This is a genomic window from Phytopseudomonas daroniae, from assembly GCF_004327285.1.
Lineage (GTDB): Bacteria > Pseudomonadota > Gammaproteobacteria > Pseudomonadales > Pseudomonadaceae > Aquipseudomonas > Aquipseudomonas daroniae.
In genome coordinates this window covers 266,575-292,638 of sequence record NZ_QJUI01000004.1, presented here as the reverse complement: position 1 = coordinate 292,638, position 26,064 = coordinate 266,575, and the positions used below count along the sequence as shown (strand labels likewise).

27 protein-coding genes are annotated in these 26,064 nt (G+C 60.1%); 10 read left to right on the top strand and 17 right to left on the bottom strand.

Annotated features, from left to right (window positions below; genetic code table 11):
- The first annotated feature begins 13 nt into the window (after positions 1–13).
- From DNK06_RS06555 to DNK06_RS06545, 3 genes are all read left to right on the top strand, one after another.
- The gene (locus DNK06_RS06555) at positions 14–949 is read left to right on the top strand and encodes a LysR substrate-binding domain-containing protein (RefSeq protein ID WP_131179226.1); all 936 of its coding nucleotides are present in this window, start codon (positions 14–16) and stop codon (positions 947–949) included.
- Positions 950–1,044: 95 nt separating this feature from the next.
- Positions 1,045–2,442, top strand: coding sequence for a 2-oxoadipate dioxygenase/decarboxylase HglS (hglS, locus tag DNK06_RS06550; protein ID WP_131179225.1), 1,398 nt, complete (start codon positions 1,045–1,047; stop codon positions 2,440–2,442).
- Between the two features lie 69 nt (positions 2,443–2,511).
- Positions 2,512–3,096, top strand: coding sequence for an eCIS core domain-containing protein (locus DNK06_RS06545; RefSeq protein ID WP_131179224.1), 585 nt, complete (start codon positions 2,512–2,514; stop codon positions 3,094–3,096).
- Positions 3,097–3,237: 141 nt separating this feature from the next.
- Here DNK06_RS06545 and DNK06_RS06540 read toward each other — a convergent pair whose 3' ends face one another.
- The 4 genes from DNK06_RS06540 to DNK06_RS06525 all read right to left on the bottom strand — a co-directional run bounded on the left by DNK06_RS06540 (position 3,238) and on the right by DNK06_RS06525 (position 5,485).
- Positions 3,238–3,663: a thiol-disulfide oxidoreductase DCC family protein gene (locus DNK06_RS06540; RefSeq protein ID WP_131179223.1), complete on the bottom strand. Its 426-nt coding sequence runs from the start codon at positions 3,661–3,663 to the stop codon at positions 3,238–3,240.
- Positions 3,664–3,711: 48 nt separating this feature from the next.
- Positions 3,712–4,194 (bottom strand): hypothetical protein, encoded by a 483-nt coding sequence (locus DNK06_RS06535; RefSeq protein WP_131179222.1) that lies wholly within the window; start codon positions 4,192–4,194, stop codon positions 3,712–3,714.
- Positions 4,195–4,283: 89 nt separating this feature from the next.
- Positions 4,284–4,862, bottom strand: coding sequence for a hypothetical protein (locus tag DNK06_RS06530; RefSeq protein WP_131179221.1), 579 nt, complete (start codon positions 4,860–4,862; stop codon positions 4,284–4,286).
- 14 nt (positions 4,863–4,876) lie between these two features.
- Complete coding sequence (locus DNK06_RS06525) at positions 4,877–5,485, bottom strand: hypothetical protein (RefSeq protein ID WP_131179220.1); 609 nt, start codon at positions 5,483–5,485, stop codon at positions 4,877–4,879.
- A gap of 691 nt (positions 5,486–6,176) precedes the next feature.
- On the opposite strand from DNK06_RS06525, the gene DNK06_RS06520 reads away from it, so the two are divergent.
- Complete coding sequence (locus tag DNK06_RS06520) at positions 6,177–7,490, top strand: methyl-accepting chemotaxis protein (RefSeq protein ID WP_131179219.1); 1,314 nt, start codon at positions 6,177–6,179, stop codon at positions 7,488–7,490.
- Positions 7,491–7,546: 56 nt separating this feature from the next.
- Here DNK06_RS06520 and DNK06_RS06515 read toward each other — a convergent pair whose 3' ends face one another.
- Entirely contained in the window at positions 7,547–7,984 is a 438-nt protein-coding gene (locus tag DNK06_RS06515) for an Lrp/AsnC family transcriptional regulator (protein ID WP_131179218.1), read from the bottom strand.
- A 130-nt stretch (positions 7,985–8,114) separates the two neighbouring features.
- On the opposite strand from DNK06_RS06515, the gene DNK06_RS06510 reads away from it, so the two are divergent.
- Positions 8,115–9,014 carry a DMT family transporter gene (locus DNK06_RS06510; protein ID WP_131179217.1) on the top strand — a complete coding sequence of 300 codons (900 nt, stop codon included), beginning with the start codon at positions 8,115–8,117 and terminating at the stop codon, positions 9,012–9,014.
- A 299-nt stretch (positions 9,015–9,313) separates the two neighbouring features.
- Positions 9,314–11,263, top strand: coding sequence for a rhomboid family intramembrane serine protease (locus tag DNK06_RS06505; protein WP_165493617.1), 1,950 nt, complete (start codon positions 9,314–9,316; stop codon positions 11,261–11,263).
- 154 nt (positions 11,264–11,417) lie between these two features.
- Here the strand turns inward: DNK06_RS06505 and DNK06_RS06500 are convergent, their stop codons facing one another.
- Positions 11,418–13,421 (bottom strand): peptidase U32 family protein, encoded by a 2,004-nt coding sequence (locus DNK06_RS06500; RefSeq protein ID WP_131179215.1) that lies wholly within the window; start codon positions 13,419–13,421, stop codon positions 11,418–11,420.
- A gap of 256 nt (positions 13,422–13,677) precedes the next feature.
- Here DNK06_RS06500 and DNK06_RS06495 point away from each other — a divergent pair, with 256 nt between their 5' ends.
- Positions 13,678–14,322, top strand: a complete 645-nt coding sequence (locus tag DNK06_RS06495; protein WP_131179214.1) for a YecA/YgfB family protein — start codon at positions 13,678–13,680, stop codon at positions 14,320–14,322.
- Positions 14,323–14,373: 51 nt separating this feature from the next.
- On the opposite strand, the gene DNK06_RS06490 is transcribed toward DNK06_RS06495, so the two are convergent.
- The gene (locus tag DNK06_RS06490) at positions 14,374–14,658 is read right to left on the bottom strand and encodes a BRO-N domain-containing protein (RefSeq protein ID WP_131179213.1); all 285 of its coding nucleotides are present in this window, start codon (positions 14,656–14,658) and stop codon (positions 14,374–14,376) included.
- A 120-nt stretch (positions 14,659–14,778) separates the two neighbouring features.
- Here DNK06_RS06490 and DNK06_RS06485 point away from each other — a divergent pair, with 120 nt between their 5' ends.
- The gene (locus DNK06_RS06485) at positions 14,779–15,195 is read left to right on the top strand and encodes a transcriptional regulator (protein ID WP_131179212.1); all 417 of its coding nucleotides are present in this window, start codon (positions 14,779–14,781) and stop codon (positions 15,193–15,195) included.
- 303 nt (positions 15,196–15,498) lie between these two features.
- Here DNK06_RS06485 and DNK06_RS06480 read toward each other — a convergent pair whose 3' ends face one another.
- Both DNK06_RS06480 and DNK06_RS06475 read right to left on the bottom strand, forming a co-directional pair.
- Positions 15,499–17,145, bottom strand: a complete 1,647-nt coding sequence (locus DNK06_RS06480) for a methyl-accepting chemotaxis protein (protein ID WP_131179211.1) — start codon at positions 17,143–17,145, stop codon at positions 15,499–15,501.
- A 479-nt stretch (positions 17,146–17,624) separates the two neighbouring features.
- Complete coding sequence (locus tag DNK06_RS06475) at positions 17,625–17,972, bottom strand: cupin domain-containing protein (protein WP_131179210.1); 348 nt, start codon at positions 17,970–17,972, stop codon at positions 17,625–17,627.
- 237 nt (positions 17,973–18,209) lie between these two features.
- Between DNK06_RS06475 and DNK06_RS06470 the strand changes: the two genes are divergently transcribed.
- Together DNK06_RS06470 and DNK06_RS06465 are read left to right on the top strand one after the other, a co-directional pair.
- On the top strand, positions 18,210–18,875 hold the full coding sequence (locus DNK06_RS06470; protein ID WP_131179209.1) for a DUF2076 domain-containing protein: 666 nt from the start codon (positions 18,210–18,212) through the stop codon (positions 18,873–18,875).
- A gap of 216 nt (positions 18,876–19,091) precedes the next feature.
- Positions 19,092–19,841, top strand: coding sequence for a class I SAM-dependent DNA methyltransferase (locus tag DNK06_RS06465; protein ID WP_131179208.1), 750 nt, complete (start codon positions 19,092–19,094; stop codon positions 19,839–19,841).
- A 180-nt stretch (positions 19,842–20,021) separates the two neighbouring features.
- Here DNK06_RS06465 and DNK06_RS06460 read toward each other — a convergent pair whose 3' ends face one another.
- The 8 genes from DNK06_RS06460 to DNK06_RS06425 form a co-directional block, all read right to left on the bottom strand.
- A complete protein-coding gene (locus DNK06_RS06460; RefSeq protein WP_131179207.1) occupies positions 20,022–20,510 on the bottom strand; it encodes a hypothetical protein in 489 nt (162 codons plus the stop codon).
- Between the two features lie 166 nt (positions 20,511–20,676).
- On the bottom strand, positions 20,677–21,072 hold the full coding sequence (locus tag DNK06_RS06455) for an MFS transporter (RefSeq protein ID WP_165493616.1): 396 nt from the start codon (positions 21,070–21,072) through the stop codon (positions 20,677–20,679).
- A 115-nt stretch (positions 21,073–21,187) separates the two neighbouring features.
- On the bottom strand, positions 21,188–21,880 hold the full coding sequence (locus tag DNK06_RS06450) for a GNAT family N-acetyltransferase (protein WP_131179205.1): 693 nt from the start codon (positions 21,878–21,880) through the stop codon (positions 21,188–21,190).
- 201 nt (positions 21,881–22,081) lie between these two features.
- Positions 22,082–22,576, bottom strand: a complete 495-nt coding sequence (locus DNK06_RS06445; protein ID WP_165493615.1) for an REP-associated tyrosine transposase — start codon at positions 22,574–22,576, stop codon at positions 22,082–22,084.
- 225 nt (positions 22,577–22,801) lie between these two features.
- On the bottom strand, positions 22,802–23,179 hold the full coding sequence (locus tag DNK06_RS06440; protein WP_131179204.1) for a DUF3597 domain-containing protein: 378 nt from the start codon (positions 23,177–23,179) through the stop codon (positions 22,802–22,804).
- 178 nt (positions 23,180–23,357) lie between these two features.
- Complete coding sequence (locus DNK06_RS06435; protein ID WP_131179203.1) at positions 23,358–23,882, bottom strand: REP-associated tyrosine transposase; 525 nt, start codon at positions 23,880–23,882, stop codon at positions 23,358–23,360.
- Positions 23,883–24,052: 170 nt separating this feature from the next.
- Positions 24,053–24,514, bottom strand: coding sequence for a BRO-N domain-containing protein (locus DNK06_RS06430; RefSeq protein ID WP_131179202.1), 462 nt, complete (start codon positions 24,512–24,514; stop codon positions 24,053–24,055).
- A 612-nt stretch (positions 24,515–25,126) separates the two neighbouring features.
- Positions 25,127–26,059, bottom strand: a complete 933-nt coding sequence (locus tag DNK06_RS06425) for a 5'-nucleotidase (protein ID WP_131179201.1) — start codon at positions 26,057–26,059, stop codon at positions 25,127–25,129.
- Positions 26,060–26,064 lie beyond the last annotated feature (5 nt).

Here is a 26,064-nt window from a genome sequence, read left to right as displayed (position 1 = left end):
TCTCGGAGTCTTCATGTCCAAACGCCTGCTTCCCACCATGGCCGCCCTGCAGTGTTTCGAATCGGCAGCCCGGCACATGAGCTTCACCCGCGCCGCCGAGGAGCTGCACCTGACTCAGAGCGCAGTCAGCAAGCAGGTCGCGCAGTTGGAGGAAATGCTCCAGCACCTGCTGTTCCATCGCATTCGCCGACGTCTGCAACTGACTCCCGCGGGCGAGCTGTACCTGGCCGAGGTCGACAAGATCCTGACCCAGGTCGATATCTCCAGCCGCTACATCCTCTCCTACGGCGGTGAGACCGAGGTGCTGCGCGTGTCGACCCAGCCGACCTTCGGCGTACGCTGGCTGATCCCCAATCTCAAGGGGTTCTCCAGGGCGCATCCGAATATTCATCTGGATATCCGCAACGAGCTGGAGCCCTTCGATCTGGTGCAAGCCAAGGCCGACGTGGCCTTTTTCTATGGCAACGGCACCTGGCCCGGCGCGGTGTGCATCGAGTTGTTCGGCGAGGACGTGATCGCGGTCTGCGCGCCGTCGATCCTGCCAGCCACGGCGTTCACCAGCGCGGGTGACCTGACGTCGCTGGTGTTGCTGCAATGCGCTTCACGGCCCGAGGCCTGGCATGAGTGGTTCGACGAGCAGGGCATCGACACCGAGTACAGCTATCACGGCCCGCGCTTCGACACCTTCTATATGTGCATCCGCGCCGCCCAGGACGGTTGCGGTGTCGCCCTGGTGCCGCGTTTTCTGGTCGAGGACGAGCTGGCCGAAGGCAAGCTGGTGATTCCCTGGCAACACCTGAAGATCAGCGAGGGCGCGCATTATATTGCCTGCGCCGAGCAGTCGCTGGAGTTGCCCAAGGTACGGGCGTTGGTCGAGTGGGTGCTGGACAAGGCTGGGGTGGAAAGCGGCGGGCGCGGTTCTGCATTCCCTGGGGGAATGAAAAGCTGACGAGATGTCGGTTGCCAGGGCCAGGCTGGCTGCGCAGAATCCAACCCAGGCGTCAGCCAGCCGCTGGTGCTGATCCGAGGGAGAAACCGCTCACCATGAACAACCCGGCATTCGTCAGCCCGGACAGCATCCGCGCGCAGTTTTCCCGCGCCATGTCCGACCTGTACAAAAGCGAAGTCCCGCTCTATGGCACGCTGCTGGAGCTGGTGGCGCAGATCAATGCGCAGGTTCTGCAGCGCCAGCCGGAGGTCGCCGAGCACCTGCGAATCACCGGCGAGATCGAGCGGCTGGACGTGGAGCGCCACGGCGCCATTCGCCTTGGTACGGCCGACGAGCTGTCGACCATCCGCCGGCTGTTCGCGGTGATGGGCATGCAGCCGGTGGGCTATTACGACCTGGCACCAGCGGGCGTGCCCGTGCATTCCACGGCGTTTCGCGCCACCCATGAGGCCTCGCTGCAGGCCAGCCCCTTCCGGGTATTCACCTCGCTGCTGCGCCTGGAGCTGATCGAAGATGCCGAACTGCGCACGATGGCTGCCGATTTGTTGGCCAGGCGCCGGATCTTCACCCCGCGGGCCATCGAATTGATCGAGCAATGCGAGGCCGCGGGTGGCCTGCTGGCCGCCGAGGCGGACGAGTTCGTCGGCGAAGCGCTGGAGACGTTCCGCTGGCACACCCAGGCCACGGTCAGCGCCGAGCAGTATCGGCAACTGCACGACCAGCACCGCCTGATCGCCGACGTGGTGGCCTTCAAAGGCCCGCACATCAACCACCTGACGCCGCGTACCCTGGATATCGATGCGATCCAGGCCGGCATGCCACAACAGGGCATCACCCCCAAGGCGGTGATCGAAGGGCCACCGCGGCGCAACTGCCCGATCCTGCTGCGCCAGACCAGCTTCAAGGCGCTGCAGGAGGCCGTGGCCTTCGTCGGCCAGGACGGGCCGCAGGGTAGCCACACCGCACGTTTCGGCGAGATCGAACAGCGTGGCGCGGCACTGACGCCGAAAGGTCGCGAGCTTTACGACCGACTGCTCGACAGCGCCCGCGAGTCCTTGGGTGAAGCGCCCAGCGAAGCCAATGCCGAGCGCTATGACGCGCTGATGGCCGAACACTTCCAGGCCTTTCCCGACAGCCATGAGGCGATGCGCCGCGATGGCCTGGCCTACTTCCGCTACTTCGCCACGCCCGAAGGTATTGCCGCAGCGGAGCAGAAGGATCGTCCGCAGCGCCTGGATGCCCTGATCGAAGCCGGCCATGTGCGCTACGAGCCGTTGGTTTATGAAGACTTTCTGCCGGTCAGCGCTGCCGGGATCTTCCAGTCCAACCTCGGTGACGGCGCCCAGGTCGATTACGCCATCGACTCGAACCAGGCGGACTTCCAGGCTGCCCTGGGCGCCAGGGTGCAGGACGAACTGAGCCTGTACGCCGACACCCAGCGTCGCTCGCTGGACGCCTGTGCCGAGGCGCTGCGGCTCGACACGCTGGGCTGACGCGCGCGGGACTGGACAACCGTCGCCGCTGACGCCATGGTCGCTCCTTTGCGTAATCGAGAGCGACCGATGTCAAAGGCTGGCCTGGTGCTTGTTCTACTGGCTGTTTTCCAGGCGTCCCCCGCGCTAGCCTGTGCGCCCGGCGAAACCCAGGTCTGCCTGGGCGGCTGCATTTGCGTACCCGATCCGAACGGTGTGCTCGGGCCCATGCAGGAGCGTGCCGGGACGATCACGGCGACCGCGCTGGAAGGCTGGATCCTGCGCTCGCGGGAGTCGGCGGCGCGTGAAGGCACCTTGCCGATTCCCGCTGAAATCCGTCGCCAACTGCTGCCGTTCTATTCCGCCGAACTGCTCGATGCGGTGCGCTACAAGGTCGGTGACAACGACGAATTGAGCGCCGCCCGCAATGTGATGCAGAACCCCGATATCAAGGCGGTCACCCTGGTCGACATCATCGTTTTTCGCAGTGCCCGGATGGCTGAGCAGGATGTGGCCCTGTGGGCCCACGAGCTGCTGCACGTGCAGCAGTACCGGGAATGGGGCAGCGCCGGGTTCGCGGCGCGTTACAGTCGCGACTTCAACGCCGTGGAGGCGCCGGCCTATCGTCGTCAGGCCGAGGTATCGCGGCTGCTGCGTGAGCAAGGGCGCAACTGAGTCACGCCTATTCGACGCGTTTGGCACGCAACGCGATCTCAGCGATCGCTGCCATGCCGTGAGGCAGTTTGGTGACGCAGTTTCGGCACCAGGCTGTGGCAGATGACGATCACCTCCAGGGGCAGATGCGCGAGCAGGGCATCAGTCATGCAGGAAGCGTTCGCGGTCTTCGGGGCGAGGCAACTGACAATGCTCGTGGCGGCCGAACAGGCGATAGCGATTGCGGGCGACGCGGTCGTAACTCCAATCGCGCAGGCCCCGGGGCAACACGCGCAGCACCGTCAACCAGCGCCAGGGCGCCGGCAGTTGCCGGAGGATCGCCAGAATGGCATCGCTGCGCTGCAGCGCCTGAGCGCCCTCGACATACAGTAGCGTGTCGAAATGATCCAACGGCATATCGAACCAGGCGAGAATCGCCTGGCCCTGTGTGGATTGCGCGCTGCACAGCTTGAGCCTGCTGTTAGGGTCATGGCGAATCAGGAAACGGATCCAGCCATTGCATAGCTTGCAGACGCCATCGAACAGCACGACCCGATCACCGGCCTGCAAATAGGGTGGATAAGGCATCTGCATCCTCCGCATTAGCGATGCGCTCAGGGTAGCGCAGCTGCAGGCTCAGTAATGAATATCTTCCCGTGCATGGGAGCACTGCCTGACCAGCGCGTAGATGGATACGGCTAGCAGTCCGAAAATAGCAGCGATGCAGGCCGTGAAAACTAGAAAGTTCATGCGGCTGTGCTCGTAGCGCTCACGCGGCATTTGAACATTTGGGAACAGGCGCGACTGCATGATCTCAATGGTTTGGCCCACCGAGTAGGTTGGCGTACCAGGTTGGCGATACAGTTCGAAAACATCCACAAAGCGGGTTCCGTCTGCCTTGTCGAAACGGTATTCATACTGTCGAACATTGTCGTTATTCGGCAGTGTTTTTACCGACGTAACGACGCCTTCCATGGTTGCCGGCCACACCTTGATAATTGCAACCGTGGCGCCGCTCTGCGCCAGAAAGGCGATGAAGGCGAAGACGGGAATCATCCAGAGGGCGAAGGAGGATAAGGTGAACAGAAAGTCGCGCTGTTCTTCTCTGGGGTAGTACATGCTCATCAATCCTTGAGTGCGTAAACGCTGTCCATCTGAGTGGCTGTGCAGGGACGCGAGCATCGAACTCGCTGCCCCTTTTGATTGCGTCAGATCAGCTTCTGGCGTTGCGCCTCTTCCAGGCTGCTGCGGGTAAGCTGGACAAGGATGTTATCGGCCGACTCGTTGAACGGCACGGCGAAGATCAGCAGCAACTGCATCCAGGTGGTGATGCTCTCGCTCTTTTCCACCTTGCCGAGCACGTTGCCGTCCGCGCCCATGAATTGCATTTCCATGGTCAGTTCGTTCTTGAACCGGCCCGGAATGATGAAGAAGGTGGCGCCGGTGACCACTGCGCCGACCATGCTACCGCGCTCATGGTTGGTCACGCGCACACTGACGTAGACATCCGAGTGCTCCTTGGCCGTGGTCACGGCGCTGAAGCGTCCACTGTCCTTGAACTGCTGCACCAGTAGCGTTTCGAGGTTGCTCTGATCGAAACCACCGGCACGATTCTGCTCATTGAACAGGTAGCGGCTTTCGACTTTCAGGTGAGCGGCAGGCTTGACCTCGGCAGGAGCTGCCAGCGGCCATTGTTCGAGCGGGGCCAGGTCGTGATTCGAATAGGACACGCAGCCGGTGAGGGCGAGCAGGGCGGTGGCCAGGATGGCGGAAAGCAGCTGTTTCATGGGGGACGTCCTTGTCAGGGTTTGGCGAGTTTGCGGGTGGCGTCTTGCAGAAGCTGTTCGACCAACTGGTTCAGCTGATCGGCGCCGAGCGAGGTGTTGAAGTAATCGTTGTCCCACAGACCGGTGTTCTGGTTCAGCTTCACCGCCTGCTCACTGCTGCTCAGCAGCTTGCCGTGGGCGTCGACGATCTGCAGGTTGCCGGCGACGTCGTACTTGTCGACGTAGATCGGGCCGTTCACCCAGATCCACATGGTCAGGGTCAGCAGGGCGCCGGGAAAGTAGGCCGGGTGTGGTGTGCGTTTGGCTTTCAGCGAGGTGAAGGTGAACTTGAGGGCGACGTCCTGCTCGCCGAGTGTGGCGGGAAAACTGATCACTTCCTCGAAGTACTCGCCGCGTTCCACACGGCGGGCCAGTTGCTCGGTGAACTGGGCGCTGAGTGTCTTACGCCGTGCATCGTTGACCTTGCTGTCGGTGATCACCACGTCTTCGACCATCGCTGCGCGAGGCTGGGTGGACTGCGCTTTCTGGGCCGGGTCACCGATAGGGCCGGCAGGTATGAAGGACACGCAACCGGTCAGGGTGAGTGATAGGAATACGGTGCAGAGACAAAGCAGTTTTTTCATGCTTCTTCCTTGAAGAACGGATAGCTGGGGGAGAAATCTGTACAGGCGTCTGACGGCCTGGCCCGCGGGGCGCGCCATCTTAGGGGGCTCGCAGGCCCGAGGCCAGAGCTTGCGGCCAGGTTTGTGAGGTAAGCCTGATCTCGCTGTGCCCCGAGCGGTGCTTCAAGGAGTCGACTGGTTTCTTGCCGCTATAGAAAAGGGTTCTTGCGACGCTGTTTTGCTGCCGCACTTTTATCGAAGGTTGCTCCAAGAGCCTGTTCACGATTTTTCGACGAGACTCCACGTGCAACGACAGCAAAAAAGGGGGGATTCAACCGGTCGTAGGATGGGTGAAACCCATCAATTGCCGATGGGTTTCACCTGCGCGGCCCGACCCATCCTACGGGCTGGTGGACAAAAAGAGCGTTAGCTACGCGCCCCGATCCACCCTACGGCCGCTAACGCCTTATTGCCGTAGATCTATAGGGATACGCTTCCTATTTGCCAAGTACACAAAGATCGTGAACAGATTCTAGGTGTGCTGCCACGCCGGTCGCTTACAAGGGCTGCGCCTTTTTAATTCCTGAAAATTGTCATGACTGCGCACTTGCCTTCTATGCTTGATGGCAGATTGGCATGTAGTCGCGCCATTCACTCAATAAAACGGCTGGATGGCCGATGGTCTTCAATAAGATTGCTTTGGAGAAAGAGCATGTTCGGTAGTCGCTTGAAAAAAGAATTGCAGGCCAGGGATGCCGAACTGTCATTCTTTCGGCAGCTTTACCATGGCATCGAGGCCGAGATGATCATGCTGACGGTCGATCCCGACTACCGAATCATCGATTTCAACGCCAATTTCACCCGTTTCGTGGGCTACAGCCCGGAACAGCTGAGCAATCGGCCGATGAGCGATATCGTGCCCGCTTATGTAAAGACGTTGCCGTGTTTCAAGAACCTGCGCGAGGGGGTTAGAACCGGTAGTTCGGTACGTGACCGCTACCGCTTTTTGCGAGCCGATGGCGCGCTGGTGTGGATTCAGGCCTGCTGGCAACCGGTGGTGGACGAGAGCGGCGTGGTGCAACGGATCCAGTGTTTCGGCTGCGAAATTACCGAGACCATGGATCGGGCCCGGGAGAACGAGGATTTCATCAACGCGCTGTTGCGCTCCACGGCGGTGATCGAGTTCGACCTCAGTGGCAACGTGCTGACGGCCAACGATCAGTTCCTCCATGCCATGGGCTATGGCATGGAGCGCATCAAGGGCAAGCACCACAGCATGTTCTGTGAGCCTCAGGAGACCCACTCCGCCCAGTACACGCAGTTCTGGGAGCGGCTCAACCGTGGCGAGTTCGTCGCCGGCCGTTTCAAGCGCATCGACAGCCATGGTCGGGTCGTCTGGCTGGAAGCGACCTATAACCCGGTACACGACACCCAGGAGAAACTCTACAAAGTGGTGAAATTCGCCACGGTGATCACCGATCAGGTCAACCGCGAGGAGGAGGTCAACGATGCCGCAGGCATTGCCTATGGGATTTCCCAGCAGACCGATACCAGTGCCCAGCGCGGCGCCCAGGTGGTGACCGATACCGTGCAGACCATGCAGCGTATTTCCGAAGAGATGACTTCGGCATCTCAGGGCATCGAGGCACTGGGCAAGCAGTCGATCCTGATCAGCACCATGGTGCAGACCATCGGCAGCATCGCCCAGCAGACCAACCTGCTGGCGCTCAATGCGGCCATCGAAGCGGCGCGTGCGGGTGAGCAGGGCCGCGGCTTCGCCGTGGTCGCCGATGAAGTCCGCCAACTGGCCAGCCGCACCAGTAGCGCCACTGAAGAAATCGTCGGTGTGGTTCAGGAGAATCAGAAACTGGTGGACGCTACCGTACGTGATATGGCCAGCAGCCGTACCCAGGCCGAAGCAGGCCTCGAACTGGCCAAGCAGGCAGGCGACGTGATCGTCGAAATCCGCCAGGGTGCCAAGCAGGTGGTGGCAGCGGTGGAGCGCTTCAGCAGTCAGTTGACGTAGTCCGCCATCCTGCGAACCTACGGTAGAGGGCGGTAGCCTGTTCCCGCAGGTTCGTGTCACGCCATCGGCGGCAAGCGCCGTTTTACCGTGGTCTTCTTGATGATGGCGGTGTTGCTCACGGCATAGATGTTGATGCGGTCGAGTATCTCGTCCAGTTGCTCCATCGAGCGCACGTGAAGCCTGGCGATAAAACAATCCTCCCCGGTGACCTTGTCGCACTCGGTGAATTGCGGGGTAGCCTCGATTTGCCGTTCCACTTCATGCAGCTGACCAGGCAGTGGGCGAATCCGTACGATCGCCTGCAACTGGTAGCCGAAGGCACGCGGGTCGACATCCACGCCATAGCCTTTCAGCACGCCTCGTTCTTCGAGTTTGCGCAGCCGCTCCGCAACGCTCGGTGAGGACAAACCGCTGATCTGTGCCAGCGCTTTGAGCGAACGTCGAGAGTCTTCTGTCAGTGCAATGATCAGTTGCTGGTCGATTTCGTCAGTCATAAAAGGCACCGAAGGTGGATTTCGTCATTTGCCTTGATAGTAAAGGTTAAGGTGATTATTTGCCTTTCTTTAACTATGGAACGAGGCAGGGCCGCTTGCAATACTTTGCGCAACGCAAAGGAGCTACCTGATGGACAAGAACGTAAATCGAGGCTCGCTGGAAATGGTCGCTGCCATGCTCATTTCCGGCACCATTGGCTGGTTTGTCATGCTGTCGGGCTTGCCGGTTATCGATGTGGTGTTCTGGCGCTGCGTTTTCGGTGCCGTGACCTTGTTGCTGGTCTGCGCATTGATGGGCTTCTTGCGCCCAGGCCTTTTGACCCGAATCACCGTGCTGCTGGCGATGGCCAGCGGCGTTGCCATCGTCGGCAACTGGCTGTTGCTGTTCGCCTCCTACTCGCGCGCTTCCATCGCCATCGGCACCGCGGTGTACAACGTTCAGCCCTTCATGCTGGTCGGTCTGGCGGCACTGTTTCTCGGCGAGAAACTCACGGTGCAGAAGCTGGCCTGGTTGTCGGTATCCTTCATGGGCATGCTGGCCATCGTCAGTGCGCATGGCAGTCAGGAGCAGAGCGGCGAAGATTATCTGCTCGGGATAGGGATGGCCCTGGCTGCCGCGTTTCTTTACGCCATTGCCGCCTTGATAATCAAGAAGCTCAAGGGGGTACCCCCTCACCTGATCGCACTGATCCAGGTCAGTGTCGGCGTGGTGATGCTCGCCCCACTCGCCGATCTTTCCAGCCTCCCGCAGGGTGACAATGTCTGGTCGATTCTGATCACCCTGGGCGTCGTCCATACGGGCGGTATGTACGTGCTGCTGTACGGCGCCATTCAGAAACTGCCCACGGCGTTGACTGGCGCATTGTCGTTCATCTACCCGATCGCAGCGATTGCCGTTGACTGGATCGCGTTCGACCACCAGTTGAACATGCTGCAGTGGCTGGGCGTCGCGGCGATCCTGCTGGCCGCCGCGGGCATGCAGCAGGGATGGAGTCTGCGCCTCAAGGTCTGGCATGGCGTCAGCCGCTAAGCGCTCAAATGTAGGGTGGATCACGCTTCATCGATCCACCTCCGGCCGCAAGGATGGATGGGAAAAGCGCCATCCACCCCTTCCTGGCTACATCGTCAGGACTGGCAAGCGTTGCATGCCCCCACGGCTGGAAACGTTCCCAGGCCATGTCCGCCTCGCGAATACGGCGCGGCGGTTCACAGCCTGTTATCTCTTGGGGTGACCTTTACGACGATTTGCGGGAAAGTAGCACGCTTCATAGCGTACAACGCGGCTGGACAGCGCATGTCAGACGTCTTGAAAGAAGGAGTGCACTGCAGATGGAACTCACCGGCCAACATCGTTTGCGCCTGCCCTGGCTGACCCTGTGTCTGATCATCGCCAATATCGGCGCCTATTGGTGGATGGCCGACACGGTCGGTCATTTTGGCCCCTATGACGAAACCGAGCTGATGCTGCTCGGCGCCAACGTCGCCTCGTTATCGGCCACCGGCGATTATGCGCGTCTGTTCACCAGCATGTTCCTGCATGGTTCCTTGCTGCACCTGGGGCAGAACATGCTGGCCCTGCTGCTGATCGGCGCCACCCTGGAAAGCCTGCTGGCACGTTGGCAATGGTTGGCGCTGTACCTGCTCGGCGGGCTGTTCGCCAGCTTCGCGTCCGCCACCCTCAACTTCGACCGCGAGCAGGTCTCGTTCTTCGGCCAGGTAACGCAGATCATCTACGTCAGCGTTGGCGCCTCCGGTGCGATCATGAGCCTGGCGGGGGCCGAGCTCGGCGTGGCGCTGGGCCTCAAGCTCAGGGCGATGAACGAGGGCGGGGAGACTACGCAGCCCGACAAGCTGCTGCGCAGCGCTCTGCTGATGCCGATCCTGGTACTGATCTATGGCTTGCTGGATGGCGGCACCGACAACGCCGCGCATATCGGTGGTTTCCTGTTCGGCCTGTTGGCGGTCGCACCGATTGCCGCGGCGTATTTCATCAGTTCCTGGCCGCCACGCGTCGCACTGGGCCTGGGCGCATTGCTGGTGCTCGGGCTCAGTGGTCTGCAGTTGTTCAACCGGGTCGCCAGCCATCCGGACAGCGGGGGATTGCGCCAGCTGGCGCTGTGGGAGGTCGAGGAAACACAACGGGTGAGCGATCTGCATCAGCGTATCGCGCAGGAGCGCCAGGAGCCGTTGCCGCCGGCTACGACCGAGCAGGCCAAGGGCCTGGTCATTCCCGTTCCCTTCGTCGGGCGCATGGTGCCGACCTCCGATCCGCAACGGGTGTTCCTGCTGAAGAACTACGACCAGGCGCAGATCATCGAATACGACCTGGCGCGCAATGCGCCGGTGCGCACCCTGATCGATCACCCTTACGCCGGCAACGACCTGTGGGGGTGCCCCATGCAGCAGTGCTTCGGTGTCGGTGTTTCCGATCTGCAGCTCGACGAGGCCAATGGCAAGGGCTACGTCAGCAGCCTGGTCAAGGGTGCGCTGAGTCGTATCGATCTGGCCAGCGGCAGCATCGACTGGACGACCGTGACCGGCAAGTTTCCGAGCCGCCTGCTGCTGCGCGATGGGCGGCTGTATAGCCTGGATCGCGCCGACAGCAGCCTGGTGATCCTCGACGCCGAAAACGGCAAGCTGCTGGCTAAGGTGCAACTGCCAGGCGAGGGCGATTACTGGCATCGCTGGCCGACAGGCGAGACCCTGCAGTTCTCCAGCCAGGGCGATGCACTGTACCTGCTGCCGTCTGGCGGCCAGCCGTTGCGCATGGATCTGGCCAGCCAGGCGCTGACACCGGTGGGCGATGAAGGGGCCAGACAGATGGGCCACGACGGCCAGGGGCGTCTCTGGCTGCTGTACGAGGACGGGGTGTTCTATCCCGAGCTCGATGCGCGCCGCGAGCGGGTGTTCTACCGCATGGAGCGACCTTCGCCAGCGCGTTACGTCAATACCACCTTTATCGATCGTGATGGCCGGCAGCCGCTGATCCTGCACCTGGAGTCCAACTTCGTACTGGCCAGTTCGGGTCATACCGGGCAACTGTTGCGGCTGTATCCACTGGCTCATCACGAGGAAAACCAGCTGTACCTGCAGGCCCTCGATGGCGGACGGTTTTATGTCAGCGGTCGACAGGCGACGCAGTTGCTGAATATCGACACGGCCTTGCCCGCGGCCGGAGCCGGTGACGCCTATCAGGCGCAACTGGAAGAGCAGCCGCAGTGGAAGCGTCAGTTCGAGCGTCGGGAATCGCCGCAGGAAAGGCCAGGTTGGGAGTGGTAGCCGGTTACATCCCTCTGGATGCTCAAGGATTGCGCGGAACTGCTCGACTGGCTGATCCGCAAGGACAATTTCGTTCAGGCCTGAGTCGTTGTCGCCAGTCTGGCGCATGGCGGCTGACACCCCGGGCGCAATTCATGCGCCGGGGTACATGAACTCAGTGCGGCGCGCGCTGGCGTGCGGTCTTGAGCAGGTCTTCCGGGGTGATATGACCGACCACCTGGGCCGCGGCGCTGCCGGGAAGCGGCAGGTCGAGGATATGGCCCTTCATCTTGCCCACCACGTGCATTTCGCAGGGTTTGCAGTCGAATTTCAGGGTCAGCACTTCGTCGCCGTGAACCAGCTGCATTGGGGCGACCTTGGTGCGTACACCGGTGACGCCCTTGGCCTGTTTCGGGCACAGGTTGAAGGAGAAGCGCAGGCAGTGCTTGGTGATCATCACCGGTACTTCGCCGGTTTCCTCGTGGGCCTCGTAGGCCGCGTCGATCAGTTGCACGCCGTGGCGATGGTAGAACTCGCGAGCCTTGTGGTTGTACACGTTGGCGAGGAACGACAGGTGCGACTCCGGGTACACCGGCGGCGGTGTGCTTTCGGCCTTGCGCCCACCACGCGGATGAGCGGCGATGCGGGCTTCGGTCAGTGCTTCGATGGCTTCGCGGCGCAGGCTCTTGAGCTGCGAGTTCGGCACGAAGAACGCCTGGGGCGCATCCAGTTCGACGCTCTGGGCGTGGTAGATGGTGGTGCCCAGTTGGGTGAGCAGATCGCGTAGCCCATCGAGGGCCTGCTCCGGCTTGTTCGCGGCACCGAACGGGCCATCCAGGCTTGCCGAGGCGCTCAGACCTTCCTCGCTGGTGGCGGTCAGGGTCAGCTGTCGTTCACGGAGCGCGGCTTTCCACTGGATGCCGATGCGCCGCTCGGCTGAAGTTTTCAGCAGTGCCTGCTGCCAGTTGTGATCCAGGTTGCGCGAGAGCGGATGGTTGGGGCGCACACGATGCAGCGCTTCGGGCATCTCGTTGGGTTCGACGCGGTAGCGCCAGCGCTTGGCACCGTCTTCCTCGAACTCGCCTCTGGACTCGGCGATATTGGCGCGGAAACCCACCACTTCACGCTTGATCAGCACGTTGAGGCCGTCGCCGTTGGACAGCGGCTCGTGCGTGACGGCGATCAGGTCGCGTTTGCCGACCTTCTCGATATGGCCGACGGCCAAACCGGTAAAGGTCGGCGAATCGAAGGCGCCGATATCGACCTTGCGGTCGGTGACGAAATAGTCGGTGCTGCCGCGGTGGAAGGTCTTGTCCGGATCGGGCAGGAAGAAATGTGCGGTGCGGCCGCTGGAGGCGCGAGCCAGATCCGGACGGTCTTCGAGAATGTCGTCGAGGCGCTGGCGATAGTAGGCGGTGATGTTCTTCACGTAGCCCATGTCCTTGTAGCGCCCCTCGATCTTGAACGAGCGCACGCCGGCCTCGACCAGGGCGCGCAGGTTGGCACTCTGGTTGTTGTCCTTCATCGACAGCAGGTGCTTCTCGAAGGCGACGACGCGGCCCTGATCGTCTTTCAGGGTGTAGGGCAGGCGGCAGGCCTGGGAGCAGTCGCCACGGTTGGCGCTGCGACCGTTCTGGGCGTGGGAGATGTTGCACTGGCCGGAAAAGGCCACGCACAGCGCACCATGGATGAAGAATTCGATGGCAGCATCGGTTTCATTGGCGATGGCGCGGATTTCCTGCAGGTTCAGCTCGCGAGCCAGTACCAGCTGCGAGAAACCGGCCTGATCGAGGAACTTGGCCCGGTTCAGGGTACGGATGTCCGTCTGGGTGCTGGCATGCAGCTCGATTGGCGGGATGTCCAGATCCAGCACGCCCAGATCCTGCACGATCAGCGCATCCACGCCCGCGTCGTAGAGCTGATGAATCAGCTTGCGTGCCGGCTCCAGCTCATCGTCATGCAGGATGGTGTTGATGGTGGTGAACACCCGCGCGTGATAGCGGTGGGCGAACTCCACGAGCCCGGCGATATCACTGACTTCGTTGCACGCATTGTGCCGCGCGCCGAAGCTCGGGCCGCCGATATAGATGGCGTCGGCGCCATGCAGGATGGCCTCGCGAGCGATGCTGACATCACGGGCAGGGCTGAGCAGTTCCAGGTGGTTCTTGGGCAAGGACATGGTTTTTCTTTATAGGGCTGAGCACGGTAGGGGCGCATTGTACCGGCCCGCGGGGCCGAGGGCATCCTGAGCTGCCGGCTGGTCGCTACGGGGCGATTACCCGTCCTGCCTGGCGGGGGTCAATAACGATCCGGCTACGTGAGCGTTTCATCGAAACCATCGTGGCAGGGCACAGAGGTACAGGCGTCTGACAAAGCTTTTTGACGATGGCCAACTGTGGGAAAGTAGCGGCCTTTCTGAAGGGGTAGGGTGTCTGATGGACAACAAGGGGCTTGCAAAGCTCGACGAGCTGCTGCTCAAGCACGGCAACGATAATTCCATTCTTTCCGCCAGCGAGCTGGATGGCTATTTTGCCGCCATCGTTTCGGGCCCGCGGCAGATCGATCCCGGCCTCTGGTATCCGGTTATCTGGGCCGAACAGAATCCGAAATGGGCGAGCGACAAGGAAGGCGAGCGCTTCATGAAACTGGCCGTCGAGCTGATGAGCGAAGCGGCGTTCATGCTCGACGAAGAACCCGATGATTACGAAGCGATTTTCCTGGCCGACAATAATGGCCAGGGGGAAAAGCTCATCGTGTCGGAATGGTGCGCGGGTTACCTGCGTGGCGTCGCAGTCGCTGGTTGGGGGGATGATGAGCTGCCTGAGCCGATCGCGGCAGCGTTGGCGACCATTACCTTGCACGGCGCCGAGAGTGGCTCGGAACGGCTCAACGCAATGTCTGACGATGAGTACGACGCTTCCGTCGCGACCCTCGAACCTGCTGCCGTGGCGATCTATCAGTACTGGCAGCAAAATCTTCAACCAGTGCTGCCGGTACGTCGGGACGAGCTCAAGGTCGGCCGTAACGATCCCTGCACCTGCGGCAGCGGCAAGAAGTACAAGCAGTGCTGCATGCAGTGATAGGACGTGGTTTTTTATCTGGCACGCACCACGCACAGGTGTTTACGGTCTTCATGGGCGCTGCAACTGACGTAGCCAGTGATGCAGACGTCTGGTCTGGGGGCTGACGGCGTGGGTAGTGAGTCTTTGCAGGTTGTCCAGGCTGATGAACGGCTGTGGTATTTCGTCGTCGCCAAACAGGATCCCGGCAGGATGGCAGTGTTCCAGTAATGCACTTTGCCAATCGGGGTAGCCCAGCAAGTTGCACAGCGTCAGCGCATCGAGCCACGGCTGGTCATCGGTTGTGTAGCGTATGGCAATGTCATGGCCTTCGAACATCAGGTGGTGTGATCGCATCGTTCGCTTCCTTGGCGAGTTGTTTTCCTGTTCAGCTGTTAGCGATGAAATCATTAATTCCATTAGATATACAACTGAATGTTCAATCAAGCATGGACGCGGAATTTAACGTCCGCCTCCATGACTGAAAAAATCGAATTCTCCCAACGTTTGCGTAACGCCATGCTCGCTGCAGGCTATCCAGATCGCCCGGCTGTATTGGAGCGTGAGTTCAATTCGCGTTATTGGGGGCGCTCCGTGACCTTCCAGGCGGTTTCTCGTTGGTTGCGTGGTGAGGCGATTCCTTCCCAGGACAAGCTCCAGGTGCTGGCCGCATGGCTGCGGGTAGAGCCCCAGGCCTTGCGCTTTGGCGAGCGTGCTGCCCTGGCTGCGCGCGAGCAGCGCGGCCGCTGGGAGGATCCGAAGTTCTATCCGGAGCGTGAGGCCATCGAGGCCTTTCTGGTTCTGCCACCGCAGCAGCGCAAGGTCGTCCGCGACGTGATCATGGCATTCGCCCTCGCCGCAGAGGCGGGTAACAAGAGACCGGGCTCCGATTGAGCCATCCCGGAGCCAGCGTGATGGGGCCGGCCATTAGCTACAAGCCGCAAGCTGCAAGCTGCAAGTAAAAGCGGCCAGTCGATGATCCGCGTTGAACCATGGATCACGGCCTTCGGCCCCGGATTACGCCTGCAGCTAATCCAGGCTACATTCGTGCCATTATCCCGTAGGTTGGATCGGGGCGCGTAGCCTAGCCCGTAGGATGGGTGAAACCCATCAATTTCCGATGGGTTTCACCCATCCTACGACAGGCCGCTACCGCCACGTAGCTGCCATCTGTACCGAACACCTTGCAAGGGGTTCTCAGAGCTGGAAGCGGGCGATGTTTTCCCGTAGCGCCTCGCTGGTTCTGGCCAGGCTCTCGCTTTCCCGCTGGGTAGCGGCGAAGGCCTCGGCGGACTGGGCACTGCTGTCGCGCACGGCGACGATGCTCTGGCCGATCTGCTCGGCAACCGTGCTCTGCTCTTCCGCCGCGGCGGCGATCTGCTGGTTCATGCCGTTGATTTGTTCGATCATGCCGACGATCCGCACCACCGCTTCGCCGGCTTCCGACACACCTGCGACCGACTGCTGGCTGGAGGTCTGGCAGTGCTGCATGTACTGCGCGGTCTCGTCGGCGATGCGCTGCAGGTTGCCAATCAGGTTTTCGATTTCCGCGGTGGCGCCCTGGGTGCGCTGGGCCAGGCCGCGTACCTCGTCGGCCACTACGGCGAAGCCGCGGCCGGCCTCGCCGGCGCGCGCGGCTTCGATGGCCGCGTTGAGGGCCAGCAGGTTGGTCTGGTCGGCGACCGCTTTGATCACGTCGAGCACGCTGCCGATATTGCCGCTTTCCTGCTTCAGTCGGGCCATGGCCTCGGCGGAGCTGTCGATGACGCCCGCCAGTTCGCCGATCAGATCGACCGCATGACGGGTCTTGTCCTGGCCGAGGATGGCGGCCGTGTCCGCTTCGCCGGCTGCCTGCGCTGCCGCTTCAGCGTTGCGCGCCACGTCCTGGACGGTGGCCGACATTTCATGAATGGCGGTGACGATCTGCTCGATCTCCTGCTGGGCCTTGGCGACACCGGCCGTGTTGAGCTGGCTCGATTCGGCCATTTCCTGGCTGGCGGCGGCCACCGATTGCGAGGAGGCGTCGATGCGCTGCGCCATGTCGCGCAGGTTACGCTGCATCTGTCGCAGCGAACCGAGAACTCCCTGGCTGCTTTGCGCACCGCCATGCTGGCGCAGGTCGCCCTCGGCTACCTGCTGGGCGAGGCGGTCGAGGTCTCCCGGCTCAGCTCCCAGCGCGCGCAGCAGTCTGCGGGTAATGAGGTGGCCAAGCACAATGGCGAGCAGGGCCGAGAACAGGGCAATGCCCAGTAGCAGGGTGCGTTGCTGGCGGTAGCTGGCGTCGTTCTGCTCGAGTCGTTCGGCGGCCAGTTTCGCGGTGTAGCCCAGGTATTCGTCGATCGCTACCGTCAGTTCCCGCAGTAGGGGTGTGCACTGCCGGGCGATCATCTCGATGGCCGTCGCGTCCTGCCCGGCGAATACCAGGTCGGCGATGTTCTTGGCGATGGGCTCGTAGCGCCGCTCGATGACCTGGATGTTGTTGAACAGTTCGCGTGCCGTGCTGGAAACATCCTTGTCCTGGGCAATCTCCAGGGCCAGGGCGTCGAGTTGCCGGGTGACCTGGTCGTTCGCCGCCTCGATGGCGGATCGCTGGCCGGCGCGTTCGCCATGATCCACGATCAACACCAGGTTGCGCAGGGCGATGGCGCGATCCTTGGCGGCGTTGGCCAACTGCCCGGCGAGCTGGGCGCGATGGTCGATGCCATTGATATAGCGCGAGAAACTGTCTTTCGCGGCCGCCAACTGGTAGAGGGAAGCGCCGGCTACCAGCAGCAGAAGGGCGACCAGGATGGCGTAGCTCAGGTAAAGCGTGGTGCGAATGGATAGCTGGCGGGTTTGTGGCATACCGGGTCTCTCTCGGGTCGGTGGGCATGAAAGGGTTATCGGCAGGTCAGGGGAAAATTGAGGTATTCGCTGGTTGCAGCTGTCATTGCCCCTGAAACCAGGGTCATTTTATTTATTGAACTATAGGTTTAATAATTCGCAGAGTAACTGACCCGGGGCATGCTGGCGAAATGATATTTTGCAGCCCGTTGCAGCTCGGCTTCGAGCAGGCAACGCGTGGCTGCTTCCATCAATCGACGGGGTGCGCCGTTTGCCGATGCAATGCCGGCAAGCGCAGGGCGAGCTAGGACGGTCGTGACGAGAGTGATGCAGGAAGGGGGGCGTATGTGTGGCTGGGGATGGCAGTCAGGGCGAAAGTGCTGCCGTTTTCTCGGCCCGGGTGCGAATGATCTTGCCGCACCTGGCCTGTGCCATCCACCGGGAGGCGATCTACGCTGGTACGGCTCGCTGCCCCGGCGCCGCAAGGTGTGGGGCTATCCTCAGGCAAACACAAAATACTTGCGCACCGTTTCCACTACTTCCCAGGTGCCTTTCATACCGGGCTCGACCACGAAGATATCGCCGGCTTTCAGGTGGATCGGCGCCATGCCGTCCGGGGTGATGATGCAGTAGCCCTCTTGAAAGTGGCAGTACTCCCACTTCACGTAATCCACGCGCCATTTGCCGGGCGTGCAGATCCAGGTGCCCATGATCTTGCTGCCGTCATCGGAGGTGTAGGCGTTGAGGTTGACGGTATGCGGCTCGCCCTCGATGCGTTCCCACTTGCAGGCATCGACGACGGGTATCGGTTGGGTGTCGCGTAGCACGGTGATTGGCTGGTTGGTCATGGTCGTCTCTCTGTTGCGGTAAAGGTCGTTCACCATAGAGCGGCGCGGTGCCGGCCAATTGTCTGGGCTCGACATGCGAGTGCCCATCCGCGCTATCGGCGGTTTGCCTTTACTGACGGTCAACCAGGAACTTGTATTTTTCCCTCTCAGTCCAACACCTCGATTCAGCGGCGATGTAGCGCCGCATCAGCAAGCCGAACAGGGATGTCTCACCTTTCATGCTCAATCGAGGCGCCCATGAATTCCGAAGAGCAAACCCTGATCGATGGCCTGTTCTCCCGTTTGCAGGAGGCCGAGCACGAGGGCGGCCTACGCGATACCAAGGCCGAAGCGCAGATCAAGGGGCACCTGGCCCGTCAGCCCGCTGCGCCGTACTACATGGCCCAGGCGATTCTGATTCAGGAAGCGGCGATCAAGCGCCTGGATCGGCGCGTGCGTGAACTGGAGGCTCAGGCAGTCGAGCAGCGACGGCAACGCCCGAGCGGTGGTGGCTTTCTCGCCGGCCTGTTCGGTGGCGCCCAGCCCAATGCCGCACCACGGCTCGCGCAGCGCCCGGCGGGCTGGGGTGAAACCCGATTCTCCCAAGGTGCAGCGGCAGGTGTTGCGTCTACGGCCAATGCGCAGAGCACCGCGTCGGCTGCCCAGGGCGGCGGTTTCATGCGCGGTGCGTTGCAGACTGCCGCCGGTGTGGCAGGTGGGGTGATGGTGGCGGATCTGCTGACCAACCTGTTCCACCACGATCAGCCCCAGGAAATTGTCGAGGTCATCCGCGAAGACATGCCAGCGCAGACCGACAGCTTTGCCAGCGGTCTCGACGATGCTCCCTATGCCGGCACCGACGATATCGATACCGATGCTTTCGACAGCTCGGTCTTCTTCGACGACGACGGCACGTTCAGCTAATTCGCTATGGCGCTGGTAACCGGTCAGGCGCGACGTTGCCAGATGCCGCGTTCAGCACGGTTCCGGCGAGCCGTTTGGAGAAAGCGACCGCCCAACGCAGTGTGAAATTGGCGTCGCTACAGGGTGTGGGCAAGCGAGTCGGGACTGATATTCCTGTGACCTGGGTTCGGATATGATGCGCCACCCCAAAAATCGATCGAACATCACCAGGTCACTATGCCCGTTAATGCGCTTTATACCGACCTGTCTGATTACTACGATCTGATGTGTGCCGATATCGACTATCAGGCACAAAGCCATTGTATTCACAGGCTGCAGCAGATTTTCGGTAACGGGGGCTCCAGGCATCTTGATCTGGCCTGTGGAACCGGGCCACATGTTCGCCACTTCATTGATGCCGGCTACACAAGCAGTGGGCTCGATATTAACCAACCCATGTTGGATAAAGCGGCCATTCGCTGTCCGCAAGCGCACTTCTCCTTGCAGGATATGTGTGATGTCACCGTGAGCGAGCCTGCGGATCTGATTACCTGCTTCCTCTACTCCATTCACTACAGTGGCGGGATCGAGCGGCTCAAAGCCTGTATCGCCAGTGTGCATGCTGCACTCGAAACCGACGGGCTCTTCTGCTTCAATGTTGTCGATAAGAACAAAATCGACAACAACCTGTTTGCGGCGCACACCGTCAAGGACGATGAAAGTCTGTTCACCTTCAGTTCTGGCTGGAACTATGGCGGTGAAGGCGAAAAGCAGTCGTTGAAACTCAGTATTGAAAAGACCACAGCCGCCGATGTGCAGGTATGGCACGACGAACATCCCATGGTCGCCGTGAGTTTCGCTGAGTTACAGATGCTTTTACAGCCGCACTTCGACGTTCATGTGTTCGAACACGATTACGAAAAGATCATTCCCTGGGATGGTGCTTCCGGGAATGCCATCTTTGCCTGCGTAAAGAAACCGCTCTGATACGCGTTCCGGGCCTAGCTAGGGTAGGGTGGAAGACGCCTTTTTCTTCCACCGTTTGCCATCCTCACCACGTATCAACGGGATTCGGCCTTGTCCAGGCGATTGGCAAAGGCGAACTTGATAACTCCCCTGCGCGGCGAAATCGGCATGCTAACTCGCTGCTGCATGAGAACAACCAGATCAGGTGCTTTTGATCTTGGCGGCCAGAACGGCTGCCTGGAGCGTTGCCAGGGTTTTCTTGCCAGCAGGAAACTCGAAGACAGCACTTTCAACCAGCGTGTACAGGCGTTCACCGGTGTTCAGCGTGAACTCCACGAACGCCAGATGCTCGACCCATGAGCGGTAGCGCCGCACCATGAAGATGCTGTGCTTTGACCTTACCGAACCAATCTTCGCAAGGGGGATTTGCCGGTGCCCCGCTGCACTGGAAATGAACAGCTCGTCGTTGTGGATGGAGGCCGGCCCGGATTTCTTCAAACGCCGCCATTCCACGGCGAAGCGCCACACCATGATGAACAGAAAGGCGCCGGCCAGAAGCAGATCGGGGAGGGGAGTGTCAGGCCCTTTGATCAGTATCAAACCACCGATTGCCGCGAGAATGGTCAGGGTAATGGAGCGGTAGAAATAGACTCTGTGAAACTCAGGGAAGGTCAGAAAGCGGATATCCATATGGTGCCGGAATTCCCGATGCGCTAATTGGGGGGCTGAATAGGTTGAGGCGCCGCGCAGCATTATCGGTGTTGGTGAGATGGAAAACCGTACCTTGTTCCTGTTTCTGCTGAAGACCTTCGCAGAGCACGATCAAGTCCGGATTCAGGGCAGGACGCCGCCAGGTCTAGTCATCTGGCCTGCCCTCGAAACGCCGGGCGAGAAAGCCCATCACGATACCTCCGACGATGCCGATGGCACCGCAGGTCAAACCCATGGAGCGGTTGCTCACGAAGCCGACGTTTTTCACATGGGTTGGCAGACCGACCAGCCCGGTAAAAAACAGCATCGCGACCGAGAGGGCAATGAGGTATATGCCGCCGGCTCGCCAGGACTGGGTAGCCATGCCTTTGCTCCGGCAATAGGCGTAACCCAGGCCGATTGGTAGCAGGAACTGGGTCGCGAGGAAAAGGATCAGGTTACTGCTGTCGTTCATCGCTGTCTGTTTCAGAGGGGCCGGATCAGGGTATTGCATCTGCTTGCCATGCTGCGTGACCTGCCACGCAAATCGCTGGCGGAGCAACCATAAGTGCGTAGGGTGGATCGGGGCGTGTAGCTGACGCTTTTTTCATCTACCCTTTGGGCGGTGAATATTCAGGCTCCATGCTAATCATGCCTACGTAGAACGCGGGGCACGCTCAATGGATGGTCGGCGTGAGGCGTTCGCTGACCAGCTGTTGAGCCTGATAGGCCATCTGATCGAGCAGGCGGTCGCGCTTTTTCTCGGCCTCGCTCATGGCCTTCTTGCCGTGCTGCTTCAACAGGTAGGTGTGGATCTGCCGAACTTCGGTGGACTGGTAGATCGGCGTGAGATCCTGCACCGCCACCATCCCGTCCGAGCGATAGGCGCGAGTATTCATCAATACTTGCGGCCCCTGCGCCGCCAGAACCCGAAAGCCCAGGGCCTCGAAGGTCGGCACCTTGCCCGCCGCGCAGGCCAGTTCGACATGCGGGTGGCGCTCGATGATCTGCTGCAGCATGGCCCGCGCAACACCGTGCCTGCGATGGCTGGCCTGCACGGCCATATAGGCCAGGGTGCAGGCCTCGGCGTCATCCTGGCTCGGCAGGTACAGGGCAAAACCCAGCACCTGGGAAGGATCCTCATCATCCAGCGCCAGGATCAATTGCGCAGGACTATCCGCGGCACCGTTCATGGCCTGCAGATACAGGTGCACCTCGTAGCCGATCACATACTGGTACAGCTGATAGAGCGGGTTGCTGGGCGTCAGCGACACCGGGCTGATATCGCTGAAGTAGTCCACCACCATCTGCAGCACCTGGGCTTTGAGGGATTCGGGCGGCGAAGCGTTCAGGTGGATGAGGGTGAACATCGAAAGGCTGGCTCCGAGGCGGGCGCGATTGGGGGGATCGGCGGTGGCGCTATTGTAACGCTTGCGCTTGGGTAGGGTGGATGACGCTCTTTTCATCCACCAAGCGGGTTGTGAAGTTAATGTCAATCTTCCGTTCTGACACGTTTCGATGACGGCCGATCTGCTTGTGATTTCAATCCACATCACTCGCCGTAATCACCATCAGCCTGCTCTGGCTCTGGTGTAAAGTCCCATTGTCACCGCCCGGTGAAAACTCGAATACGGCCAGTCTGCCCACCGTTCGACATGTCCATGTTTCAATGGGTTGTGGATGTAATCGAAGTGGCGCTGGTAATCTCGCTCGTCGCGGATCAGGTGTTCCCAGTAATGCCGTTGCCAGATGCCACGCTCGCGCCGTCGTTGCTGGTCGAGGATCCGGGCTTCGGTGATCGGCAAGCGCTTGGCGAAGGCGAATTTGATTACCTTCCAACGCAAGGCAACGTTGGCGTCGCCTTGCGGTAGCGTCCACAGGCAATGCATATGCTCGGGCAGCACCACCCAGGCGTCGATATGGAAGGGATGTCGAGCCCGTGTGGCCCGCACCGTCTCGCGCAGCAGCTCTATTTCTCGGATCAGCAGATCGCTGGTGCGGTCGTGCAGATTGACGGTAAAGAGCCGGGAACGAGGGCGCGACGGTAATCGGGCATGGCGGCTCATCCTTGAGCATGTGTGTGTCTGAACCATGGTGGACAAGCTTCGCGTTGTCCACCCTACATCCAGGATTGCCGCTTCGTGTAGGCGGTGGTCTCTGGGCTATTTGCAAGCCGAGTTTGACATTCGTGAGATCGAGGTGCTCAGTCCGGCCATACATGCCTGCAAGGCAAGTCGGAACGCAGGAGGGGGAAGGGCCGTTGCCGTGGGCAACGGCCTTCTCAGACGGGATCAGTCGAGCAGGTCGGCCGGTACGTTGCCACCGTTGTCGGCCAGCTTCTGAAGCACGGTCTTGTGCAGCCAGGTGTTCATCTGTGCCGAGTCACCGAGTTTTTCTGCAGGGCAGCCCAATTCGTTGGCCAGTTCCTTGCGGGCGGTCAGGCTACTATCCAGCCCCAGTAGTTTGAGCAGGTCGACGATGGAAACCTTCCAGTTGAGTTTCTCCGGGTGTTTGGCAGCCAGCCCCTCCAACTTGGAGACCACGTCCACCACCGGGATGGCCTGAGAAGTGGCAGAGGGCGCTGCAGCAGGCGCAGAGACTTCAGCGGGCGCAGCCTGCGCCTTGGAACCGAAGCCCAGGGTGTCGAGAATTTTACCGAACAGACTCATGAGATTCCCTCTTCATTTGTATGAATATTGCCTAGGCAGCATAGCTCAGCGGGTGCATGACGCATTGATCGGCGAACAAGTAGGGTGGATCGGGGCGCGTAGCTGACGCTCTTTTCATCCACCAATCAGGCCTGACCACTACGCCTATCGTTCCTCTGTCACACATGTTCGCTCCGCCTCACTCCCCGTAATCACCATCATCCGCTTCGACACACCAGTCTTCGGGATAAACGCCCATCGCCACCGCCCGATGGACGCTCGAATAGGGCCAATCCGTCAGTCGTTCGACATGATCATGCTTCAGCGGGTTGACGTGGATGTAGTCGAAATGGCGCTGGTAATCCTGTTCATCACGAATCAGGTGTTCCCAGTAACGCCGTTGCCAGATGCCGCGTTCGCCCCGCCGCTGCTGGTTGAGCGTGCGTGTTTCGGTGATCGGTAGGCGTTTGGCGAAGGCGAATTTGATTACCTTCCAACGCAAGGCGAAGTTGGCGTCTCCTGGCGGTAGCGTCCATAGGCAATGCATATGCTCGGGCAGCACCACCCAGGCATCGATATGGAAGGGATGTCGAGCCCGTGTGGCGCGTACCGTCTCGCGCAGCAGGTCGATTTCGCGGATCAGCAGATCGCTGGTGCGGTCACGCAGATTGACGGTAAAGAAGTAAGTGGCGCCGGGAACACGGGCGCGACGGTAATCGGGCATGGCAGCTCATCCTTGAGCGTGCAGGTGTTTTCACCATGGTGGACAAGCTTCGCGTTGTCCACCCTACAACCTTACTTCGGGCTTCCGTAGGGTGGATCGGGGCGCGTAGCTGACGCTTTTTTCATCCACCGTTGCGGTGGTTGTCGGGGCTATTTGCTGGATGGCCATTGTCAGGCCGGCCGGTAGGGCATCCACACATCGCCTTGCCAGTGCAGCAGCGATAATCCCCGTCGGTTTTCGCGTCGTGGGCGGCGCTCATCGTCATGCTGGCCATCGCGCAGGGTCGGCACCACATCGGCGGTGATCCAGCGGCGGATGCAGCGGTTCTCCGGATGGTAATAGTGGATCAGTGCGGCATAGACGCCGGATTCGCTGACCAGCCGCGCAGCCTCCGGTTGGCCATGGGCGTTGAGCACCACCACATCGAGTAACTGGTCGGCGTCGAGCGTGCGTGTGGCGCGCTCCTCCAGATGAGGCTGGCCGATCAGCCGGCCCAGGTCGCGGGCGCTGAACCAGCATTGATCATGGAGCAACAGGGCACGCAGTTGACGGCGGTGTCGAACGAAAGTGTGCGGGGTCAGGATTTCGCCGGATAGGGCTTGTACAGGGGGCAATGCAGGTTGAAAAGGCATATCCGTTTACCTCTGGAAGCTTTCTTAGGGCTTGATTGGAGTCGGGAGCTAAGAAACCCACCAGAGACGGGCCGGACGTATTCCCCTTTCGGGTCTTGTATTAGCCCACTCCCGACAGCACAGGTGTGTTTTCTGCGGGCGTGGCAGTGCCGCGAACGCAAAAAAACCGCATAACTGTCGGGTGCGGTGAACCGCTCTGGTAAGGCGTTTCTTAGGCGCCGTTGAGTAGGGTAGGGATGTGGACGGAACCGGTCAAGGACAACGGCTCGTGCGGGCGCCGCGTAGGGGATGGATTTTTTATCCACCATTGCCGAGTTCGTCCGGGCTTCCCGCTGGATTTGGTCGTCCTGAACGGTGGACAAGCTTCGCGTTGTCCCCCTACGCCACGATTCCCGCCTCGCGTAGGGTGGATGACGCTCTTTTCATCCACCATTGTCTGGTTGGCCGGGTTACTTGCTATGCAAAATATTTTCCCCGATAGCTCCCACGCTCCAGCGTGGGAGCAGGCCCGCGACGCTCTGCATCGCGATGTGCCAGGCACATAATCGCCTGCAGGTAAACGCTGGAGCATCGAGGGCTGCATTCCCACGCGGAGCGTGGAAACAATCAAAGTTATTTATGTTTGTTGACTGCTCCGAATGGTATATGAACCGATGGCAATACTGAGGCGGCTGGATCTAAATGAAGCCTCTGGTCATCGAAAAACATGTGAGGTTTTAGCACCTCTAGTACTGATTTTTTTTCGATTCCTCCTAAGAAAAATGCTTTGTTAACCATGATGTCCCAGGCACGCATTGTGTTGATGACTCTTTCGTGTGATGGCGCATTTCTAGCTGTTACGATACTAATATCAAGAATAGGTGTGTACGTTGAGTCAGAAGCTTTTCTGGCTTGTTCCATCTTTTGGATTTTCGAGATTTTTTTGAGGAACGCCGCCAAAGGGCCTGGGTTATGTGGGGTGTTGACTAAGTTGCTTTCATGGTCGTGGAAGTCCATGAGATCTTTAGTTTTTTGATAAACCGCTTCAGCTTCATCGTCGGCTAGAACTCCATCAAAGTCTAGGGCGATCCTGAGTTCATTATCATCAGGGTCGTCATAAACGAGTGTCTTTAGCACTTGGCCTGCGGGGTAACCGGCATTCATTGCCTGTTTTACGTCAAGCTCATTAGCGGAGAGGAATAGACTTATGTGTAATGCTGGGATATAGGATTGAGGAGACTGGCCTTGTAAAAATACAGCTCTCGTCATAGAGAGGTTATGAAATTCAATTGATTTCATAACTCTCAGTCCTGTATCGGGATCGTTTCTTGAAAGCAATATGACTTCTACTGGTGGGTCGCTAGGATTAAGCTTGTTTAAACTCAGCAGCCTTCTTATGAATGAAAAGGCCACGCCATGTGGTAATGGAGTGTTTTGATTCTCGCGCTGGTAGTTTCTGTAAGTTTCTTCGCCTTGCAAGCGAAAAACTTCATCCGATTCTCCTAGATCGAAGAGTGCGCTGGATGCTAGCCCGATCACGAGCCGATTCTCTAAGTCGTAAGGCATGGTGC

What these genes read in the sequence shown, in the direction of transcription:
- DNK06_RS06555 (WP_131179226.1), top strand. Translation starts at nt 14, where the DNA reads ATGTCCAAACGCCTGCTTCCCACCATGGCCGCCCTGCAGTGTTTCGAA.
- DNK06_RS06475 (WP_131179210.1), bottom strand. Translation starts at nt 17,972, where the DNA reads ATGACCAACCAGCCAATCACCGTGCTACGCGACACCCAACCGATACCC.
- DNK06_RS06515 (WP_131179218.1), bottom strand. Translation starts at nt 7,984, where the DNA reads ATGACTGACGAAATCGACCAGCAACTGATCATTGCACTGACAGAAGAC.
- DNK06_RS06430 (WP_131179202.1), bottom strand. Translation starts at nt 24,514, where the DNA reads ATGCCTTTTCAACCTGCATTGCCCCCTGTACAAGCCCTATCCGGCGAA.
- DNK06_RS06490 (WP_131179213.1), bottom strand. Translation starts at nt 14,658, where the DNA reads ATGCGATCACACCACCTGATGTTCGAAGGCCATGACATTGCCATACGC.
- DNK06_RS06520 (WP_131179219.1), top strand. Translation starts at nt 6,177, where the DNA reads ATGTTCGGTAGTCGCTTGAAAAAAGAATTGCAGGCCAGGGATGCCGAA.
- DNK06_RS06480 (WP_131179211.1), bottom strand. Translation starts at nt 17,145, where the DNA reads ATGCCACAAACCCGCCAGCTATCCATTCGCACCACGCTTTACCTGAGC.
- DNK06_RS06505 (WP_165493617.1), top strand. Translation starts at nt 9,314, where the DNA reads ATGGAACTCACCGGCCAACATCGTTTGCGCCTGCCCTGGCTGACCCTG.
- DNK06_RS06450 (WP_131179205.1), bottom strand. Translation starts at nt 21,880, where the DNA reads ATGTTCACCCTCATCCACCTGAACGCTTCGCCGCCCGAATCCCTCAAA.
- DNK06_RS06510 (WP_131179217.1), top strand. Translation starts at nt 8,115, where the DNA reads ATGGACAAGAACGTAAATCGAGGCTCGCTGGAAATGGTCGCTGCCATG.
- DNK06_RS06525 (WP_131179220.1), bottom strand. Translation starts at nt 5,485, where the DNA reads ATGAAAAAACTGCTTTGTCTCTGCACCGTATTCCTATCACTCACCCTG.
- DNK06_RS06440 (WP_131179204.1), bottom strand. Translation starts at nt 23,179, where the DNA reads ATGAGTCTGTTCGGTAAAATTCTCGACACCCTGGGCTTCGGTTCCAAG.
- DNK06_RS06545 (WP_131179224.1), top strand. Translation starts at nt 2,512, where the DNA reads ATGTCAAAGGCTGGCCTGGTGCTTGTTCTACTGGCTGTTTTCCAGGCG.
- DNK06_RS06530 (WP_131179221.1), bottom strand. Translation starts at nt 4,862, where the DNA reads ATGAAACAGCTGCTTTCCGCCATCCTGGCCACCGCCCTGCTCGCCCTC.
- DNK06_RS06445 (WP_165493615.1), bottom strand. Translation starts at nt 22,576, where the DNA reads ATGAGCCGCCATGCCCGATTACCGTCGCGCCCTCGTTCCCGGCTCTTT.
- hglS (WP_131179225.1), top strand. Translation starts at nt 1,045, where the DNA reads ATGAACAACCCGGCATTCGTCAGCCCGGACAGCATCCGCGCGCAGTTT.
- DNK06_RS06470 (WP_131179209.1), top strand. Translation starts at nt 18,210, where the DNA reads ATGAATTCCGAAGAGCAAACCCTGATCGATGGCCTGTTCTCCCGTTTG.
- DNK06_RS06540 (WP_131179223.1), bottom strand. Translation starts at nt 3,663, where the DNA reads ATGCCTTATCCACCCTATTTGCAGGCCGGTGATCGGGTCGTGCTGTTC.
- DNK06_RS06460 (WP_131179207.1), bottom strand. Translation starts at nt 20,510, where the DNA reads ATGGATATCCGCTTTCTGACCTTCCCTGAGTTTCACAGAGTCTATTTC.
- DNK06_RS06495 (WP_131179214.1), top strand. Translation starts at nt 13,678, where the DNA reads ATGGACAACAAGGGGCTTGCAAAGCTCGACGAGCTGCTGCTCAAGCAC.
- DNK06_RS06435 (WP_131179203.1), bottom strand. Translation starts at nt 23,882, where the DNA reads ATGCCCGATTACCGTCGCGCCCGTGTTCCCGGCGCCACTTACTTCTTT.
- DNK06_RS06485 (WP_131179212.1), top strand. Translation starts at nt 14,779, where the DNA reads ATGACTGAAAAAATCGAATTCTCCCAACGTTTGCGTAACGCCATGCTC.
- DNK06_RS06425 (WP_131179201.1), bottom strand. Translation starts at nt 26,059, where the DNA reads ATGCCTTACGACTTAGAGAATCGGCTCGTGATCGGGCTAGCATCCAGC.
- DNK06_RS06465 (WP_131179208.1), top strand. Translation starts at nt 19,092, where the DNA reads ATGCCCGTTAATGCGCTTTATACCGACCTGTCTGATTACTACGATCTG.
- DNK06_RS06500 (WP_131179215.1), bottom strand. Translation starts at nt 13,421, where the DNA reads ATGTCCTTGCCCAAGAACCACCTGGAACTGCTCAGCCCTGCCCGTGAT.
- DNK06_RS06535 (WP_131179222.1), bottom strand. Translation starts at nt 4,194, where the DNA reads ATGTACTACCCCAGAGAAGAACAGCGCGACTTTCTGTTCACCTTATCC.